This window comes from Dietzia aurantiaca, from assembly GCF_021033825.1.
Classification (GTDB): domain Bacteria; phylum Actinomycetota; class Actinomycetes; order Mycobacteriales; family Mycobacteriaceae; genus Dietzia; species Dietzia aurantiaca.
In genome coordinates, this window is the sequence record NZ_JAIFXZ010000010.1 from 51,066 (window position 1) to 68,077 (window position 17,012).

Here is a 17,012-nt window from a genome sequence, read left to right on the forward strand (position 1 = left end):
CATCCGCTGAGCAGTAGGGGGAAGTCTTGCGCAAAGTCGCGCAGAACGCTGATCGCAAGGTGGTGACCAGTGCCGCGGTGACCGCGACGGCGATCGCGGTCCTGGCCTCCGTCGGACTGTCGATGGACAACAGCCCACCGGAGGCCCCGGACATCACCCCCCTCGCGGAGTCCGCCCCGCACACCGCCGTCGTCGCGAAGAGCCCGGTCACCTCGGAGAACGAGCCGGCCCCCTCCGATGAGCCCGCTCCCGCCCCGGACGACCCCGGCGCCGCACACATCCAGCCGGCGACGATCCCGGACGGCCCCCTCGGCATCCCGGGGATCGCGCTCGACGCCTACCACCGCGCTACCGACCGGTTGAGCGCCGAGCAGCCTGCGTGCGAGATGGACTGGACGGTCCTCGCCGGCATCGGCCAGGTCGAGTCCAACCAGGGCCGCGGAAAGTTCGACGTCCACGGGAACACGGTCGGCCGTATCGTCGGACCCCGCCTCGACGGTTCCATTCCGGGCACAGCCGTCATCACCGACACCGACGGCGGCCGTTTCGACGGCGACGCCGACTTCGATCGGGCTGTCGGTCCGGTGCAGTTCATCCCGTCGACCTGGGCGCTCCTGGGCCGCGATGGGAACGACGACGGGGTGGCCGACCCCAACAACATCTATGACGGGGCCCTGGCCGCGGCCACCCTGCTGTGCAATCAGGGCGGCTCCATGGCGGACCCGGCAGCACGGACCCGGGCCATCCTGGCCTACAACAACTCGCTGGCCTACGTCGCCAACGTCAACGCCTGGGCCCACGGTTACGCCGTCAACGCGTTCCCGCTCCCGTCCGACCTACCGCCGATCCACCAGCCCAAGCCGACGCACGAGGAGCCCAGACCCCCGGAGAAGTGCCCCGAGGGCTGGGAAGGCACCCCGACCGCAGCCCCCGAGCCGGCAGAGCCGGGCCAGCCGGAGCGGCCGGTCCCCGGATGCTCCGAGGTGCCGGGGTCGTCCACACCTCCGCCGCCGGAGCCGCCGCCGTCGACCCCGGAGCCGTCTGCTCCGCCCGTCGTCGAGGTGCCGGCTCCTCCGGCACCGCCTGCGCCGTTCGAGCTTCCCGGGATCGAGTTGCCCTGTATCGCGCCGTTCTGCCCTCCTCCCCCGGCCTGAATCGTCACGGCGTGCCATGACGCCTAGACTCGGGTCATCATGAGTGCACCCAGCGAAGAATCGATCCGCGCCGCGTTGGCCAAGGTCGATGATCCGGAGATCCGTAAGCCGCTCACCGAGCTCGGCATGGTCAAGGGCGTGGAGGTGGATCCCGCCACCGGCAGAGTCGACGTCGGGATCTACCTGACCGTCGCGACGTGTCCGATGCGGGACACCATCACCGACCGCGTCCGGGCCGCGGTGTCCGACGTCCCCGGTGTGGGTGAAGTGGGCGTCGAGCTCGACGTGATGAGCGACGAACAGCGAACGGAGCTGCGTAAGCACCTTCGCGGTGACGCCGCCGAGCCCGTCATCCCGTTCGCCCAACCCGGCAACCTCACCCGCGTCTACGCGGTCGCCTCCGGCAAGGGCGGCGTGGGCAAGTCCACCGCGACGGTCAACCTCGCCACGGCCCTCGCCGAGCGTGGACTGTCGGTCGGCGTCCTCGACGCGGACATCTACGGCCACTCGATCCCCCGGATGCTGGGGACGGACGCCCGCCCGACCCAGGTCGAGCAGATGATCCTGCCGCCGGTCGCACATGATGTGAAGGTCATCTCGATCGCCCAGTTCACCAAGGGCAACACCCCGGTGGTCTGGCGCGGCCCCATGCTCCACCGCGCGCTCCAGCAGTTCCTGGCCGACGTCTACTGGGGAGACCTGGACGTCCTGCTCATGGACCTGCCGCCCGGCACCGGTGACGTGGCGATCTCCATCGCACAGTTGATCCCGTCCGCGGAGATCCTCGTCGTGACGACCCCGCAGCAGGCGGCCGCCGAGGTCGCCGAGCGGGCCGGGTCGATCGCGCTGCAGACCCGTCAGCGAATCGCCGGCGTCATCGAGAACATGTCCTGGCTCGAGCTCCCGGACGGGACCCGGATGGATGTCTTCGGCAGCGGTGGCGGCGCGGAGGTGGCGGCCAATCTGTCCCGCTCCGTCGGCGCGACGGTCAAGCTGCTCGGCCAGGTTCCCCTGGAACAGGCCGTGCGCGAGCACGGCGACGAGGGCACCCCGATCGTTCTCGCCGCGCCGGACTCCCCCGCGGGCAAGGCCTACCTGGAGATCGCCGACGGCCTCGCGGTGCGCCCCCGCGGCCTCGCCGGCATGAACCTCGGGATCGACACCACCCGCCACCTCTGACATCCGAGGCCGGGGCGGTCCGCCGAGAGCGGCCCGCCCCGGGGGCCGGACCGCAGCGGAGTCAGTGCGACCCCTGGGTCAGGTCGCGTCGTCCCAGTTCGTCGCGCCGCTCGGCGACGACGGAGCGGGTGCTGCCGCAGAACTCGTACCGGAAGCCGACTGCGGCTTGGTGTGCCGCTGCGCCGTTCCCGAGGCCGAGCCGGAGGCCGAAGGGCCGGTGGTGGCGGGGCCGGTGACCGCAGGGCCGGTCGCGGCCGCGCCCCCGGCGGGCGCCGCGGCGTCGAAATTGCCGGAGAACAACGAATCGTCGCCATCGAGCAGGTGCTTGGTGACCATCGCCCGCGGGCTCAGTCCACGCAGTTCGTTGAGCTGCTGGAGTGGCTCCTTGAACTCGTCGAAATCCGCTCCGTAGTCGTCCTTGAGCTGCTGCTGGGCGTTGCCAGCGAACTCCTTGACCTTGCGGATCGCGGAGGCGAGCCACCGGGCGGCCTCAGGCAGCCGTTCGGGCCCCAGGACCACCAGCGCGACAACGCCGAGTACCAGAAGCTCGGACCACCCCACGTTCGTGAACATATCGCTGTCGAGGATACGTCGTCCGGCGCGTCCACGGGAGTGAGACGTCGCCCACGGGGGAGGCGGTCAGCCCAGTACCGGACGGACGGTCAGTTCGACGCGGCTCCCGTTACGGACGACCTCGACCGGGACGTCGTCGTCCGCCCCGGCGCGCCGCACCGCGACCACCAGCTCGTCGGACGATCGCACCGGGCGGTCACCGACCTTGGTCACCACGTCGCCCTCCCTGAGGCCGCCCTCCTGGGCGGCCGAGCCGTCGCGGACGTTCACGATCTCGGCGCCCTCGACAGATCCGTTGTCGGCCTTACGCGCGTTGACCCCGATCGTGGCGTGCTGGACGGCGCCCTCCGTCATCAAGGAGGTCGCGATGTCGCGGACGTCGTTGACGGGAATGGCGAAGCCGAGTCCGATGGACCCGCCCGACTGCGTGAAGATCGAGGTGTTGATGCCGATGACGGCGCCGGTTCCGTCGATGAGCGGACCGCCGGAGTTGCCCGGGTTGATGGCCGCGTCGGTCTGGATGGCGTCGATCACCACGTCGCCGTCCGAGGTGGACTCGCCGAGCGCGATCGGTCGCTGGGTGGCCGAGACGATGCCCTCGGTGACCGTCCGCACCAATCCGAGCGGGGAGCCGATCGCGATCACCTGTTCGCCCACCTCGACGCTGTCCGAGTCGCCCAGGGCCGCGACGGTGAGGTTCTCCACCCCCTCGACCTTGAGGACGGCCAGGTCGGTGGCGGGGTCACGACCCACCATCTCGGCGGGGGCGCGGGAGCCGTCGGAGAACACGACGTCGATGTCCGCGCGGTCGGTCGCCCCGTCCATGGTGACGACGTGGTTGTTGGTGACTATGTAGCCCTGCGGGTCGATCACGATGCCGGACCCCTCGCCCCGCGCGGACGGGGAGGAGACCTGGATGTTCACCACCGCCGGCTGAACCCGCTGGGCCACCTCGCCGACGGTGTTGGCGGGCCCCGCGACGGTGTCCGGGGCGTCGGCGATGCGCACCGTGGAGGTGGTGAGGACACGCGCGGAGTCCGCGACGACGGCGCCGACGGCACCGCCGACAAGGGCGACGACGGCGACGAGGGCAGCCGCACCGGCCAGTGCCTGCCGGCTCAGTCGACGCTGGAAAAGCGCCTCGGACAGAGTGAGACGGGGTGCCGGGGCGGTGTTCGTACGGGTGAGGTCCACGGGCGCGGGGTCCCGTTCCTCCTGCACGGCCGGCGCACCGAAGCCCACCGGTGCGTTCGGATCCCTCCACGGGTCCGGCTGCGGGGGCGGCGGCGAGGCGGCCTCGTCCTGCCAGGACGGGTGGCGTTCGATGCCCCGCCCGGCCCCTGGCGTCGGGCCGAAAGCCTGTGCCAGTGCCGGATCCTCCACACGCGGAGCAGCGGCCTCTGTCGGCACCTCCGGGCCGGACCCACCGCCGGATCCGGCCGCCCCGCTGCCCGGACGCCCGGGAGCGAATCCCCCGGCGACGCCGACGGGGCGGGAGAAACGCGCGGCGACGTCGTCGTCGACTCTCGGACGATCGATAGGGGCGGGCTCGCGCAGGGGACGGTCGGGGTCCTCGCCTCGTCCCGCGCTCCCGGGCACGCCAGTCAGATCCTCCACCCGGCCCACCCTAGTGGCCGGGGCGGCGGAGTCGGCGCAGCAGCCTCGCCCACGGCCCGCCGCGATCGGGCTCGACTGACGCCGCCGCCGGGTGCCCCGGCGCCCGCTGCGGTGTCATCTCGCCCCGGCGGTCGGCCTCCGCCCGGCGGCCCTCGTCCTCCAGAGACCTGAGGCGGTCACGGAGGTCGCTGGGCATGCGGATGGGCCCGGATCCGCGCAGGGCACGACGGGCTTCACGCTGATCGTCGACCTCGCGCCGGCACTGGTCGCACAGCGCGAGGTGGGCGTCGGCACGGTTCTGGCCGGCCTGCGGCAGCCGGCCGTCGACGTACGCTGCGGCGGCCTCCGTGGACAGATGGTCGGTGGACAGGAAAGTCCGGCGGGGCCGCGGCGGACCGGTGCGGTCGGCCACCCGCCGGGCCGCCTCCTCGGAGAGCGTGAACTCGGGAGCGGGCTGCCGTCCGGAATGCCGTTCGTCCACCGGTCACCCTCCTGCCACGTTGTCACTCCGGGGCCGCCGTGACCCCGTCGGAAAGACCAACGTCCGGGGCCCCCTCGGGGTTCCCCGGACAGATCGAGCCGACGGCGTCGCGGCCGCGACCTCAGTCGATCCGGCTGTGCACCCCGGTGACCCCGGCCGCCTCGAGCTCGGCGCGGAGCGCAGCTCGACCACGGTGGATCCGGCTGCGTACGGTCCCCATCTTCACGCCGAGGATCCTGCCCACCTCCTCGTAGCTGAGATCCTCGATGTCGCTGAGGACGACCGCGGCGCGGAACTCCGGCGACAGATTCGCCAGCGCCGTCTGCAGTACCGGATCGAACGACTCCTCCGACAGGACCTGCTCCGGACTGCGTTCCCGGCCCGGCACCCGCTCCGCGTCCTCGGGCAGCGCCTCGAAACGGATCCGACCGCGCCGCCGCGCGAGGTCCAGGAACAGATTGGTGACGATCCGGTGCATCCAGCCCTCGAACGTGCCGGGCTTGTAGTTGTCCAGCGACCGGAAGACCCGGATGAACGCCTCCTGGGTGATGTCCTCGGCGTCGTGCGCGTTGCCGCACAGACGGAAGGCGAGGCGGTACACGCGATCGCCGTGCTGCGCCACGAGCTCGGACCAGGACGGCATGTCCGCCGCGTCGCCGGTGCTGTCGAACCGTGCCGTGCCCACGATCGCGTCTCGCTCCGCCTCGGGGGCGATCGCTGTCCCGTGGACGGTTCGTGAGTACATTCGGCCACCTTCCGGCGCAGGCCCGGTGCATCCCGCGCGGTGTTCGACGCACCCTCGTGGTGCGACGGTGCCCACCCTCCCTCATAGAGCTGTCCTGACGGTATACCCGCACTGAGATGTGGCTGAGAGTCTCATACCGATCCGATCACCGCGCGTTGCACGCCGTTCGTCACCGCTCGCCGGATACGCTGCTCACGTGTCCGATTCAGCTGATGTCCCCGCCGCCGACCGTTCCGGACTCGACGGAATCGCGCGCCGCGGCGCCGATCTCGTCGACGACTCCCTCTACGCTCCCGCCCGCGCCGAGGCGGACGAGCTGGGCGCCGTGTCACCGGACGCGTTGACGGCCGAGACCATCCGGCTCGTGGCCCGTCTGACCGGCGCCCGTGCCGCGGTGTGCCTCTCCCCCGCGCCCGGCGTACCCGCGCTGGCGATCCTCGCCGCGGCGGGTCCCCGTGGCGGCACGGTGGTCACGTGCATCACCGACGACCCCCATCACCTCGACGCCGCCCGGTCGGCGGTCCGTTCGGCGGGCCACCCGTCGTCCGCGGCGAGGTATATCGCGGCCCGCCCGCTCGAAGTCGCCGACAAACTGGCCGACGGCGCCTACGACCTGGTCGTCGCGGATGTCCCCCAGCACTCGGTGTCGCGCGTGGTCTCGCGCTCCCATCAGCTCCTACGCGCGGGCGGGGCGCTGGTGTTGATCGGTGAGCACGCGCCACTTCCCGAGGACGCCGAGCTGCCGGAGCACGCCCACGTCACGGTTCTGCCGGTGGGTACCGGGCTGACCGTCGTCACACTCTGACCCGACCCGCGGGGCGGCACAGCGCCCATCGTCGGTACAGCTAATCCTCCAGCGACGTGGTGGTGTTCTTGGCGACGCTCACGACACCGCCCGCGCTGACCGGGAAACGACGACGATCGCGCTCGCGGTCCACACCGATGAGGTCGCCGTCGCCGATGTGACAGTTCTTGTCGACGATCGCCTTGCGGACCACGGCGCCGCGGCCGATCCGCGCCCCCGGCAGCAGGACGCTCCCCTCGACCACCGCGCCGTCCTCGACGATGACGTTGTTCGACACCACCGAATTCCGCACCGTCGCGGCCGAGATGATGGTGCCCGAACCCACCATCGATTCCTGGGACATCCCGCCGTTGACGAACTTCGCCGGCGGGAGATTGTCCTGCTGGGTACGGATGGGCCACAGGTAGTTGTAGAGATTGAAGACCGGATGGACGGAGACCAGATCCCTGTGCGCGTCGTAGAACGCGTCGATCGTTCCCACGTCCCGCCAGTAGCCGCGGTCCCTGTCGGTCTCCCCCGGGACCTGGTTCCTGGCGAAGTCGTACACGTAGGCCCGCTCCTGCTCGACGAGCGCGGGGATGATGTCGCCGCCCATGTCGTGCGAGGAATCCGGCTTCTCCGCGTCCGCCCTGAGCGCCTCGATGAGCGCCTCGGTGGTGAAGATGTAGTTGCCCATCGACGCGAACGTCGCGTCCGGGTCGTCCGGTGTCCCCGGCGGATCAGCGGGCTTCTCCACCCAGCCCCGGATCAGGTCGTCCTCGCCCGCGTCGATGCAGCCGAACGCGAAGGCCTCGCTGCGCGGTACCCGAATCCCCGCCACGGTCACCGCGGCGCCGGTGGCGACGTGCTGATCGAGCATCTGGCGTGGATCCATCCGGTACACGTGATCGGCGCCGAAAACCATGATGTGATCCGGCCGCTCGTCGTACACGAGGTTCAGCGACTGCAGGATCGCATCGGCCGAGCCCGTGTACCACCGGGGCCCGAGTCGCTGCTGCGCGGGGACCGGGGTGATGTACTCGCCACCCATACCGCTCATGTGCCAAACCTGCGAGATGTGGCGATCGAGTGAATGCGACTTGTACTGGGTCAGCACACAGATCCGCATGAACCCGGCGTTGACGAGGTTGCTCAGCACGAAATCGATCAGCCGGTACGACCCGCCGAACGGCACCGCTGGCTTCGCCCGGTCCGCGGTGAGCGGGAAGAGGCGCTTGCCCTCGCCGCCGGCGAGGACGATTGCTAGGACGTGCGGCTGGTTCCTCACGCCTCTACCGTAACCGGCTCGAGGGGATCAACGCGGGGCATCGAGGGCATTGCCCCCTCCTCGCACCGGCTGGCCACCGCGGTGTCGGACGGTGTTCACCGGGGCCGGGACGGGAAGGCTCCCCAGCGGCTAGGTTGGCGTCTGTGCGAGTAGCGATGATGACGAGGGAATACCCGCCGGAGGTCTACGGTGGAGCCGGCGTCCACGTGACCGAGCTGGTGTCCACGCTGCGGCCTCTCTGCGAGGTCGACGTGCTGTGCATGGGCGCGGACCGCGACACGGCCCGCGCGTTCCGACCGGACCCCGAGCTCGGTCCGGACGCCAATCCCGCGATCCAGACCCTGTCCGCGGGACTGCGGATGTGCGTCGGCGCCGAGGGCGCGGACATCGTGCACTCCCACACGTGGTACACCGGCCTGGCCGGGCACCTGGCCGGTGAGCTGTACGGGATCCCCCACGTGGTCTCGGCACATTCGCTCGAGCCCAGCCGCCCCTGGAAGGCGGAGCAACTGGGTGGCGGATACCGGGTGTCGTCGTGGTCCGAGCGCACCGCCTTCGCAGGCGCGGACGCGGTGGTGGCCGTGAGCGCCCGGATGAAGGACGAGATCCTCCGCGTCTACCCGGAGATCGACCCAGATCGTATCCACGTGATCCTCAACGGCATCGACACCACGGAATGGGCCCCGGTCGAGCCCTTCACCGGCCACGATTCGGTGCTGCGCCGCCACGGAGTGGACCCGGACCGTCCGATCGTCGCGTTCGTCGGCCGCATCACCCGCCAGAAGGGCGTGCCCCACCTGGTGCGGGCCGCCCGGGACTTCCACCCGGATGCCCAGCTGGTGCTGTGCGCCGGCGCGCCGGACACCCCCGAGATCGCCGCCGAGATGGAAAGCCTGGTCGCCGAACTCCAGGCCGGCCGCGACGGGGTCTACTGGCTGCGGGACATGCTGCCGCGGAACGAGGTGATCGAGATCCTCTCGGCGGCGACGGTCTTCGCCTGCCCGTCCGTGTACGAACCACTGGGCATCGTCAACCTCGAGGCGATGGCCTGCCGGGCCGCGGTCGTGGCGTCCGACGTCGGTGGGATCCCCGAGGTCGTGGTGGACGGTGAGACCGGCACCCTCGTGCACTACGACGACACCGAGCCCGAGGCGTTCGAAGCGGGGATCGCCGCAGCCGTCAACGACCTGATCGCGGACCGGGACAAGGCGACCCGATTCGGACTGGCGGGTCAGGAGCGCGCCCGCACCAGATTCTCCTGGCAGGCGATCGCGGAACAGACGCACCAGCTCTACGCGTCGCTACTGCGCTGATCGCACAGGGTGGAACGTCCTGACCTCGATGTGCACCCGCACCTCGCGGTCGCCGCCACCGAGGCGTTGCTCGAGTCCGCCGCGGTCCAGGTGCACGCCGCTGGGACCCATGAGCGCGAGATCCACGGCCACGGAGCCGGGCACCTGCGCGGTGAAGTCCACGACATGAGCCGCGCCGGGTGAGAAAGAGCCGGCCAGCCCGGCTTCGAGCCGGCCCGCCTTGCCCGCCTCGGGCGTGAGCATCCCGGCGTGCGAACGAAGCGGCTCCAGGTGCCCCGGACCGGGGCCCGCCACGACCAGGACCCCGCCGGGGGCGAGCACCCGCGCGAATTCCGCGGCGTTCCTCGGCGCGAACACGACCTGCACCACGTCCACGGAATCGTCGGCCACGGGGAGCCCGTCCCACGTGTCCGCGACCAGGGCGGCGATGTCCGCGTCGGCTCTGGCGAGCCGTCGCGCGGCAGCGACGGAGATCTCGGTGCCGATGCCCAAGGGTGCGGCGGCGTCGCCCTCACCGCCGCTGCCACCGCCACCGCCGTCATCGCCACCCCGATCGCGGCGAAGCGTCGACAGGACCCGCTCGAGGTAGAAGCCGGTCCCCGCGCCGGCCTCGAGGACCACGGGGCCGGCGCCGCGATCCGCTGGATCCGCCCGGCCGATCGCCTCGCCTGCGACCCGGCCGAGCAGCGTGGCCAGCGGATCGAGGACACCGGAACCCAGGACCCGCTCCCGGGAGAGGACCTGATCGGCTGTGTCCCCGACAAACCGTCGTCCGCGGGGGCCGAAGAGCGTGAGGTGGCCCTGACGAGCACGATCGAACGCATGCCCCGAATCGCAGCGCACCCCGGTAATCGGGCCGGACGTCCCGGGACCGGACGGCTCGGCCTCGACCGCCGTGAGCGGCTCCGCGCACAGCGGGCAGCGCAGCAGCGGGACCGCCCGCCGGAGCGCCCGGGACGCCGGACTCACCCGCGTGGCCGGTCCGCGAGATCCCGCAGGAAGCCGATCAGCGTCCGGGTGGCGAACCCCGTCGCGACCGGACCGACCTCGTCGATCTCCTCCGGGGACCGCGCGGGGCCGGCGATGTCCAGGTGAACCCAGGGCCGCCCGTCCACGAATCCCTCGAGGAACAGCGCCGCGGTGATCGCGCCCGGCCCACTGGGCGCCTGGCGACGGTCGGCGATCTCCGAGCGGACCGCCGGGCGCAGATCGTCCGGCAGCGGCAGCCGCCACCACCGCTCCCCGGCCTGTGCACCGGAGTCGGCGATGCGCTCGGCGAGGTCGTCATCCGTTGCCATCACGGCTCCGGTGCGCATTCCCAGCGCGACCTTCATCGCCCCGGTCAGCGTGGCGACATCCACCACGACATCCGGATCGCACTCCGAGATCCCGTAGGCGAGGCCGTCGGCGAGGACCATGCGGCCCTCGGCGTCGGTGTTGGTGACCTCGGAGGTGATCCCCCCGATGTGGGTGACCACATCGCCGGGCCGGTACGCCGACCCCGAGAGCATGTTCTCCGCGGACGGCACCACCACGGTCAGGTCCAGATCCGCGCGCACCGGGTCGGAGCCGGCCGAGCAGAACGCCTCGGCGGCCGCGACGACCGCCGCCGATCCGGCCATGTCGGTACGCATGAGGTGCATGCCCTCGGCGGGTTTGACCGAGATCCCGCCGGTGTCGAAGGTGATGCCCTTGCCCACGAGCAGGACCCTGGGCCCGGGACCCGGGCGGCGTGCGACGAGCACACGGGGAGCCGCGTCGGATCCGCCACCTACCGCGAGCACTCCCCCGAAACCGCCGGCCTCGAGCGCCGAGCCCTCGAGGACCCTGGTCTGCATTCCCGCCGCACCGAGCAACTCCGCCATCCGGGCCACGAGCCACTCGGGGGTCTTCAGGTCCGAGGGTGCGCCGGCGAGATCCCGGGCCAGCGCGGTGGCGCGGGCCGCCTCGCGAGCAGCCGCGACTGCCCGGTGGACGTGGTCGGAGGTGGCGGCGGTGTCGTCGTCGTGGTCGTTGCCGGCCCAACGGTCTGATCGGCCGGCCCCCGTCTGCGCGGTGTCCACCCGCACCACCAGCTCCGGCGCCACCGGCGCCGGATCGGCGGCGAAGGTGTCCTGACCGCGCGCGCCGAGCAGATACCCCAGGACCAGGTCGCCGACACGATCGGGGGACACCGCGTCCGGCACGTCCACCACCACCGGGGCCGCGGCCCGCGCATCCCGCAGATGTCGCGCCACCGCCGCACCGGCACGGCGGTGGCCGAGCCCGTGATCGACCGTGCCGGCCCAGCCCGCCCGCGGCGGCTCGTCGGCGAGCTCGACCGCGATCACCGCGCGCCCCTCGCGCACCTCCACACGAACCTCGTCCGAGCGCCCGCGCGGCGCGCGGCCCCGATCAGCGAAACGGGTGATCACAGGCGTGGCGCCCTCGGGCGCGGCGCCGGAGACCACGCGTACCGCGGGCAGCGGGCGGCCCGGGACAGGACGGTCGATCGCGCCTCGGCCGGGCGCGGGGCGGCCGGGGTGACAGCGACTGGGATCAGCGGACATCAGGGAACCCTCCGGACATATGAGTCGGCGCATCCGCCACGAGGGTCGGATGCGCCGGGATCGGTGGACGTGCGACTACGAGGTGGCCTCCGCCAGCTCCACGCTCAGCGACTTGGCCTCATCGGGGGTCAGCTCGACGACAAGTCGTCCGCCGCCCTCGAGCGGGACGCGCATGATGATCGCACGGCCCTCCTTGGCCGCCTCGATCGGTCCGTCACCCGTCCTGGGCTTCATAGCCGCCATCAGGTCGATTCCCTTCGTCCTTGTCCGCGAGGCGACACTGCGAGGCAGCGCCTGACCCACGATCGGTACCGCTAGTGGATACCGACGATTCTAGCGTGTTCCGCGTTACCCGGATGCCGGAGTCGGTCGACCGTCCGACCGCCGGGACGCGGCGTCGGTCACGCCGGCCTGCCCGAGACGGGCCCGCAGCTCATCGATCTCACGCGCCGCCTCTTCCAGAGCCCAGTCGACCTCCGCCATCGTGTAGCCCCGGGCGGACATCCCGAAACGCACCGAGCGTAGATCGTCACCGGCGATCGGTCCTTCGGGCAACGAGGTGATCGTGTGCCCCTTCTCCACCGCCGGGAGCACCTCGGATCGGCCGAACAGCACCACGGACAGCGCGAACAGGGCCGCCGCGATGACGAGGGTGACCATCACGTAGATGACGACGGTGAGCATGGTCTGAGTTCCCCTCCTCCGGCGGGCGCGCCTCGTCAGGTGGCGGGCCCGGTTCGACTGCGAGTCTGGCACATCGGCTCAGGCCAGCCCGCGCACCGTCCTTGCCGGCGGGCGGGTGCCGACGATCGAGGCGACCATCTCGAGCGTGCGCAGGGTGCCGGGCACGTCGTGGGTGCGGAACACCCGGGCACCGCCGTACGCCGCCACCGCCGTGGCCGCGAGGGTGCCCTCGCCGCGGTTGTCGACGTCCGTGTCGAGGGTCTCGCCGATGAAATCCTTGTTGCTCAGCGCCATCAGCACCGGGTGGCCCACGGCGACGATCTCGTCGAGACGCCGCAGCAGCTCGAGACCGTGGAAGGTGTTCTTCCCGAAGTCGTGCGTGGGATCGATGAGCACCCCGTCCGCGGGGACCCCGGCCGCGAGCGCCCTATCGGCGGCCGCGGTGAGCTCCCCCACCACGTCCCGGACGACGTCCTCGTACCCGACCCGGTACGGGCGCGTCCGCGGCACCGCCCCGCCCGTGTGCGAGCACACGAATCCCGCCCCCGCCTCGCCCGCGGCGGCAAGGACACCGGGGTCGTGCCCGGCCCACGTGTCGTTCACCAGGTCCGCGCCCGACGCGACCGCACGTCGGGCGACCGCTCCGCGCCACGTGTCGACCGAGATGAGCACGTCCGGATGTCGCCGCCGCACCTGCTCGAGGAACGGGACGACCCTGCGGGTCTCCTCCTCGGCGTCGACCATGTCGCCGGGCCCGGCTTTGACCCCGCCGATGTCGAGGATGTCGGCCCCGGCGGCCACCACCTCGTCGACCCGCCGCATCGCCGCCGTGTCGGTGAACGTGGCGCCGCGGTCGTAGAACGAGTCGGGTGTGCGGTTGACGATCGCCATCACCAGCGGGCGCTCGATCGGCACCGCGCGACCACAGAGGGTCGGCAGCACAGCCGGGACGGGACGCGTCACCGACGACCCCCGCAGGCGTCGAGGGCGGCGTCCAGGTCGTCCCGCACCACGAGACAGTCGAAGGCCTCCTTGTGGACCAGACCCTGCTCGGCCAGGTTTGCGACCCAGTCCAGCAGCGGGTTGTAGAAGCCGACCGGGTCGTAGAGGACCACCGGCTTGTAGTGGAACCCGAGGGAGGCCGAGGTCCACATCTCGAACATCTCCTCCATGGTGCCGATGCCGCCGGGGAGGGTGAGGAACGCGTCGGAACGCTCCTCCATCTCACGCTTGCGTTCCCGCATGGAGGTGACGACGACGAGCTCGTCGGCCGACGTGTCCGCCACCTCGCGGACCCGCAGCCCCTCGGGGATCACCCCGACCGTGCGCGCGCCGCCGGCGCGGGCCGCCTCGGCGAGCGCACCCATCATCGAGACGTTGCCGCCGCCGGAGACCAGCGACCAGCCACGGCGGGCGATCGCGTCGCCCACGTCGGCGGCGATCTCCAGGAGCGTCGGATCGTAGGACGACGAGGCGCAGTAGACGCAGACCCTCCGGCCCGGGACTGGTGACATCAGCGCTCGGCCCCCCGGTGTTCCTCGCCGTACAGGTCCTCCCGCTGTTCCGCGGTCACCGCCGCGCGCTCGTGGGCGTCCCGGATGTACTCGACGGTCTCGGACACCGAGTCGGTCACCAGGAACAGGTCCGTGTCCGGGGCGGAGATCATGCCGTGCTCGACGAGCGTGCCCCGGATCCAGTCGACCAGTGGGGTCCAGAAGTCCACGCCCAGCAACACGATCGGGAACCGGGTGATCTTGTCGGTCTGGACCAGCGTGATGGCCTCGAAGAACTCATCGAGGGTGCCGAAGCCCCCGGGGGTACAGACGAACGCCTGCGTGTACTTGACGAACATCGTCTTGCGGATGAAGAAATACCGGAAGTGCAGGCCGAGGTCCACCCACCTGTTGAGGCCCTGCTCCATCGGTAGCTCGATCCCCAGGCCCACGGACCGGCCGTTGGCCTCCCAGGCGCCCTTGTTCGCAGCCTCCATCTGCCCGGGACCGCCGCCGGTGACCACGGCGTAACCGGCCTCGGTGAGCGCCCTGCCCAGCTCGACCGCCTGCTCGTACACGGGATCGCCCGGGCGGGTGCGGGCCGAGCCGAACACGCTGACGGCGTCCGGCAACTCGGCCAGCGCGCCGAATCCGTTGACGAACTCGCTCTGGATCCGCAGCACCCGCCACGGGTCCGTATGCAGCCAGTCGGTGTCCTGGTTCTGGTCCAGCAGGCGCTGATCCGTGGTCGTCCGCTCGTCACCCTTCTGTCGGCGGACGAGCACGGGACCGCGCAGGTGCACGGGGTCGGTGGGGGCCATGGGCCTTGAAACTCCTTCAGGTGTGTGGGCGCGCCCGGTGTGCCGGGTGGGCGCGGGTTCAGCCGGTTGTGGTGAGGTAGGCGCGGAGCGTGGCGGCCACCTCGGTGATCTGCTCGGCGGGACAGTGTTCGTCCCGTGTGTGGGCCAGGCCCGGATCGCCGGGACCGAGATTGACGGCGGGGATGCCCAGGGCGGCGAAGCGGGACACGTCCGTCCAGCCGTACTTGGCGCGCACCCTGCCGCCCGCCGCCTTCACGAGATCCGCGGCCGCGGGCGCGGACAGTCCCGGTAGCGCACCCGGCGAGAGATCGGTGAGCTCCCAGGACAGGCCGGGCCCGGTGGGCGGCTCGTCCCCGTCCGGCACCCGGGGAAGGCCGGAGAGGCCGAGCGCGTCGAGAGCATGGGCCAGGGCAGCGTCCGCGTCGCGATCGGGGGCCGAACGGAAATTGACGTCGAGCCACGCCTCGTCCGGCACGGTGTTCCCGGCGACGCCCGCCGACATGCGAACCGCCTGGAGTCCCTCCCGGTAGACGCAGCCGTCGATGTCCACCGAGCGCGCCGCGTAGCCAGACAACGCGTCGAGCACGGGTGCCAGACGGTGCACGGCGTTGTCCCCCAGCCAACTACGGGCGGAATGCGCCCGCACCCCGCGGGCATGGACCCGGATCCGTAGCGTGCCCTGACAGCCGGCCTCGATCAGGCCACCGGTCGGCTCCCCGAGGATCGCCACGTCGCCGGCCAGCCACTCGCGGTGAGTGCGTTCGAGGAACCCCAGCCCGTTGGCCGTGGCCTCGATCTCCTCGCAGTCGTACATCACCAGCGTGAGGTCGTGCGCGAGTGCGGGTGAATCGGCGAGCGTGGAGAACAGGTGCAGGAACACCGCGTCGCCCGATTTCATGTCGACCGCGCCGCACCCGTGCAGAACCCGCTCCGCCCCGTCTCCGGTCACCCGGCACGGCACGTTGTCCGCGATCGGGACGGTGTCGAGGTGCCCCGCCAGCACGACCCGGGTCGGCAGACCTCGATCCGTACGGGCCAGCACCCGGTTGCCGTCCCGGATGACCTCGACCCGTCCCGCCGCCGGACCCGTGAACGCGTCGACGGTGGAGACCAACGATGCGTGGACGATTCCGGCGATCCGATCCTCCTCCCGGGACGGGCTGGGGACGTCGACCAGGGCACGGGTGAGGTCGATCGGGTCGGCGGTCAGATCGAGGACGTCGGTCACGGCGTCCACCTTAGATGCCCGTCGCCGGAGCGCGTCGGGGGTGACGATTAGCATGGGACCATGAGTGCACACGGAGCAGTCGCGACCGGAATCGCCACCCTGACGTCCGACCACACGGTCCTCGACGTCTGGTACCCGCAGCCCGAGCTGGGGGTCGCCGCCGCCAGCGGTCACCGGGTCCTCTCCGGCGCCGAGGTGCCCGCCGAACTCGCCGCCCTGACCGGGCCGGATGCCGACCGTGGCGTCGAGCGCGTCGCGGTGCGGGTCGAGATCGCGGACCTCACCGAGCCTCCGGCCGACGCATACGACGCGTACCTGCGTCTGCACCTCATCAGCCACCGTCTGATCAGGCCACACTTCGCCAACATGGACGGACTGTTCGGCACCCTGACCAACGTGGTGTGGACCAACTTCGGGCCCTGCGCCGTCCAGGGCTTCGAGATCGTCCGCGCCAGGCTCCGCGCCCGGGGTGCCGTGACCGTCCACGGCATCGACAAGTTCCCGCGGATGGTGGATTACGTGGTGCCGTCCGGCGTGCGTATCGCCGACGCGGACCGTGTCCGTCTCGGTGCCCACCTGGCCGAGGGCACGACGGTCATGCACGAGGGCTTCGTCAACTTCAATGCCGGGACCCTCGGCGCCTCGATGGTCGAGGGGCGCATCTCGGCCGGCGTCGTGGTGGGCGCGGATTCCGACGTGGGCGGCGGCGCCTCGATCATGGGCACCCTCTCCGGCGGCGGAAAGGAGACCATCTCGATCGGCGAGCGCTGCCTGCTCGGCGCCAACGCCGGCGTCGGCATATCGCTCGGCGACGACTGCGTGGTCGAGGCCGGCCTGTACGTCACCGCCGGCACCAAGGTCGAGATCCGGGCCGGCGCCTGGGCGGACAACGACCCGGTCAAGGCCGGTCAGCTCTCCGGGCGGGACAACCTGCTGTTCCGCCGCAACTCGATCTCCGGCGCGGTCGAGGCCGTGCCGTGGAAGCGCGAGGGCGTCGCGCTCAACGCGGACCTGCACGCCAACTGAGGGTCCCCGCGCCGGCCCGGACCCGCGCGAGCCGATCGCCGTGGGCGGGGCCGGGAACCAGGCATCGACAAGAGCGT

18 protein-coding genes are annotated in these 17,012 nt (G+C 71.5%); 5 read left to right on the top strand and 13 right to left on the bottom strand.

Annotated elements, in window-relative coordinates; translation table 11 throughout:
• Positions 1–26 precede the first annotated feature (26 nt).
• Together K3888_RS11520 and K3888_RS11525 are read left to right on the top strand one after the other, a co-directional pair.
• Complete coding sequence (locus K3888_RS11520) at positions 27–1,154, top strand: lytic transglycosylase domain-containing protein (protein WP_230930407.1); 1,128 nt, start codon at positions 27–29, stop codon at positions 1,152–1,154.
• Positions 1,155–1,193: 39 nt separating this feature from the next.
• Positions 1,194–2,333 (top strand): Mrp/NBP35 family ATP-binding protein, encoded by a 1,140-nt coding sequence (locus K3888_RS11525; protein ID WP_230930408.1) that lies wholly within the window; start codon positions 1,194–1,196, stop codon positions 2,331–2,333.
• Between the two features lie 78 nt (positions 2,334–2,411).
• Here the strand turns inward: K3888_RS11525 and tatB are convergent, their stop codons facing one another.
• From tatB to sigE, 4 genes are all read right to left on the bottom strand, one after another.
• The gene (gene tatB, locus K3888_RS11530; RefSeq protein WP_230930409.1) at positions 2,412–2,906 is read right to left on the bottom strand and encodes a Sec-independent protein translocase protein TatB; all 495 of its coding nucleotides are present in this window, start codon (positions 2,904–2,906) and stop codon (positions 2,412–2,414) included.
• Between the two features lie 66 nt (positions 2,907–2,972).
• Complete coding sequence (locus tag K3888_RS11535) at positions 2,973–4,523, bottom strand: S1C family serine protease (RefSeq protein ID WP_230930410.1); 1,551 nt, start codon at positions 4,521–4,523, stop codon at positions 2,973–2,975.
• A 10-nt stretch (positions 4,524–4,533) separates the two neighbouring features.
• Entirely contained in the window at positions 4,534–5,004 is a 471-nt protein-coding gene (locus tag K3888_RS17885) for an anti-sigma factor family protein (protein ID WP_295650443.1), read from the bottom strand.
• A gap of 121 nt (positions 5,005–5,125) precedes the next feature.
• A complete protein-coding gene (sigE, locus tag K3888_RS11545) occupies positions 5,126–5,749 on the bottom strand; it encodes an RNA polymerase sigma factor SigE (protein WP_230930411.1) in 624 nt (207 codons plus the stop codon).
• A 196-nt stretch (positions 5,750–5,945) separates the two neighbouring features.
• On the opposite strand from sigE, the gene K3888_RS11550 reads away from it, so the two are divergent.
• On the top strand, positions 5,946–6,554 hold the full coding sequence (locus tag K3888_RS11550) for an O-methyltransferase (protein ID WP_230930412.1): 609 nt from the start codon (positions 5,946–5,948) through the stop codon (positions 6,552–6,554).
• A 40-nt stretch (positions 6,555–6,594) separates the two neighbouring features.
• On the opposite strand, the gene glgC is transcribed toward K3888_RS11550, so the two are convergent.
• Complete coding sequence (gene glgC, locus K3888_RS11555) at positions 6,595–7,821, bottom strand: glucose-1-phosphate adenylyltransferase (protein WP_230930413.1); 1,227 nt, start codon at positions 7,819–7,821, stop codon at positions 6,595–6,597.
• A gap of 143 nt (positions 7,822–7,964) precedes the next feature.
• Between glgC and glgA the strand changes: the two genes are divergently transcribed.
• Positions 7,965–9,134: a glycogen synthase gene (glgA, locus tag K3888_RS11560; RefSeq protein ID WP_230930414.1), complete on the top strand. Its 1,170-nt coding sequence runs from the start codon at positions 7,965–7,967 to the stop codon at positions 9,132–9,134.
• On the opposite strand, the gene K3888_RS11565 is transcribed toward glgA, so the two are convergent.
• From K3888_RS11565 to dapE, 8 genes are all read right to left on the bottom strand, one after another.
• Positions 9,123–10,103, bottom strand: a complete 981-nt coding sequence (locus K3888_RS11565) for a class I SAM-dependent methyltransferase (RefSeq protein ID WP_230930415.1) — start codon at positions 10,101–10,103, stop codon at positions 9,123–9,125. The genes glgA and K3888_RS11565 overlap by 12 nt on opposite strands.
• Complete coding sequence (locus tag K3888_RS11570; RefSeq protein ID WP_230930416.1) at positions 10,100–11,683, bottom strand: leucyl aminopeptidase family protein; 1,584 nt, start codon at positions 11,681–11,683, stop codon at positions 10,100–10,102. The genes K3888_RS11565 and K3888_RS11570 overlap by 4 nt, the downstream gene beginning before the upstream one ends.
• Before the next feature lie 75 nt (positions 11,684–11,758).
• Positions 11,759–11,926 (bottom strand): DUF3117 domain-containing protein, encoded by a 168-nt coding sequence (locus K3888_RS11575; RefSeq protein ID WP_230930417.1) that lies wholly within the window; start codon positions 11,924–11,926, stop codon positions 11,759–11,761.
• 105 nt (positions 11,927–12,031) lie between these two features.
• On the bottom strand, positions 12,032–12,367 hold the full coding sequence (locus tag K3888_RS11580; RefSeq protein ID WP_230930418.1) for a DivIVA domain-containing protein: 336 nt from the start codon (positions 12,365–12,367) through the stop codon (positions 12,032–12,034).
• 78 nt (positions 12,368–12,445) lie between these two features.
• On the bottom strand, positions 12,446–13,258 hold the full coding sequence (folP, locus tag K3888_RS11585; RefSeq protein WP_230930488.1) for a dihydropteroate synthase: 813 nt from the start codon (positions 13,256–13,258) through the stop codon (positions 12,446–12,448).
• A gap of 68 nt (positions 13,259–13,326) precedes the next feature.
• Positions 13,327–13,881 (bottom strand): LOG family protein, encoded by a 555-nt coding sequence (locus K3888_RS11590; protein WP_230930419.1) that lies wholly within the window; start codon positions 13,879–13,881, stop codon positions 13,327–13,329.
• On the bottom strand, positions 13,881–14,681 hold the full coding sequence (locus K3888_RS11595; RefSeq protein ID WP_230930420.1) for an LOG family protein: 801 nt from the start codon (positions 14,679–14,681) through the stop codon (positions 13,881–13,883). The genes K3888_RS11590 and K3888_RS11595 overlap by 1 nt, the downstream gene beginning before the upstream one ends.
• Positions 14,682–14,739: 58 nt before the next feature.
• On the bottom strand, positions 14,740–15,909 hold the full coding sequence (gene dapE, locus K3888_RS11600) for a succinyl-diaminopimelate desuccinylase (protein WP_230930421.1): 1,170 nt from the start codon (positions 15,907–15,909) through the stop codon (positions 14,740–14,742).
• A 60-nt stretch (positions 15,910–15,969) separates the two neighbouring features.
• Between dapE and dapD the strand changes: the two genes are divergently transcribed.
• Positions 15,970–16,935 carry a 2,3,4,5-tetrahydropyridine-2,6-dicarboxylate N-succinyltransferase gene (dapD, locus tag K3888_RS11605; protein ID WP_230930422.1) on the top strand — a complete coding sequence of 322 codons (966 nt, stop codon included), beginning with the start codon at positions 15,970–15,972 and terminating at the stop codon, positions 16,933–16,935.
• Positions 16,936–17,012: the final 77 nt, after the last annotated feature.

Excerpts from the sequence above, each read along its gene's own strand:
- K3888_RS11525 (WP_230930408.1), top strand. The coding sequence starts at position 1,194 with ATGAGTGCACCCAGCGAAGAATCGATCCGCGCCGCGTTGGCCAAGGTC.
- K3888_RS11580 (WP_230930418.1), bottom strand. The coding sequence starts at position 12,367 with ATGCTCACCGTCGTCATCTACGTGATGGTCACCCTCGTCATCGCGGCG.
- K3888_RS11570 (WP_230930416.1), bottom strand. The coding sequence starts at position 11,683 with ATGTCCGCTGATCCCAGTCGCTGTCACCCCGGCCGCCCCGCGCCCGGC.
- K3888_RS11595 (WP_230930420.1), bottom strand. The coding sequence starts at position 14,681 with ATGGCCCCCACCGACCCCGTGCACCTGCGCGGTCCCGTGCTCGTCCGC.
- sigE (WP_230930411.1), bottom strand. The coding sequence starts at position 5,749 with ATGTACTCACGAACCGTCCACGGGACAGCGATCGCCCCCGAGGCGGAG.
- K3888_RS11590 (WP_230930419.1), bottom strand. The coding sequence starts at position 13,881 with ATGTCACCAGTCCCGGGCCGGAGGGTCTGCGTCTACTGCGCCTCGTCG.
- dapD (WP_230930422.1), top strand. The coding sequence starts at position 15,970 with ATGAGTGCACACGGAGCAGTCGCGACCGGAATCGCCACCCTGACGTCC.
- tatB (WP_230930409.1), bottom strand. The coding sequence starts at position 2,906 with ATGTTCACGAACGTGGGGTGGTCCGAGCTTCTGGTACTCGGCGTTGTC.
- K3888_RS11575 (WP_230930417.1), bottom strand. The coding sequence starts at position 11,926 with ATGGCGGCTATGAAGCCCAGGACGGGTGACGGACCGATCGAGGCGGCC.
- folP (WP_230930488.1), bottom strand. The coding sequence starts at position 13,258 with ATGGCGATCGTCAACCGCACACCCGACTCGTTCTACGACCGCGGCGCC.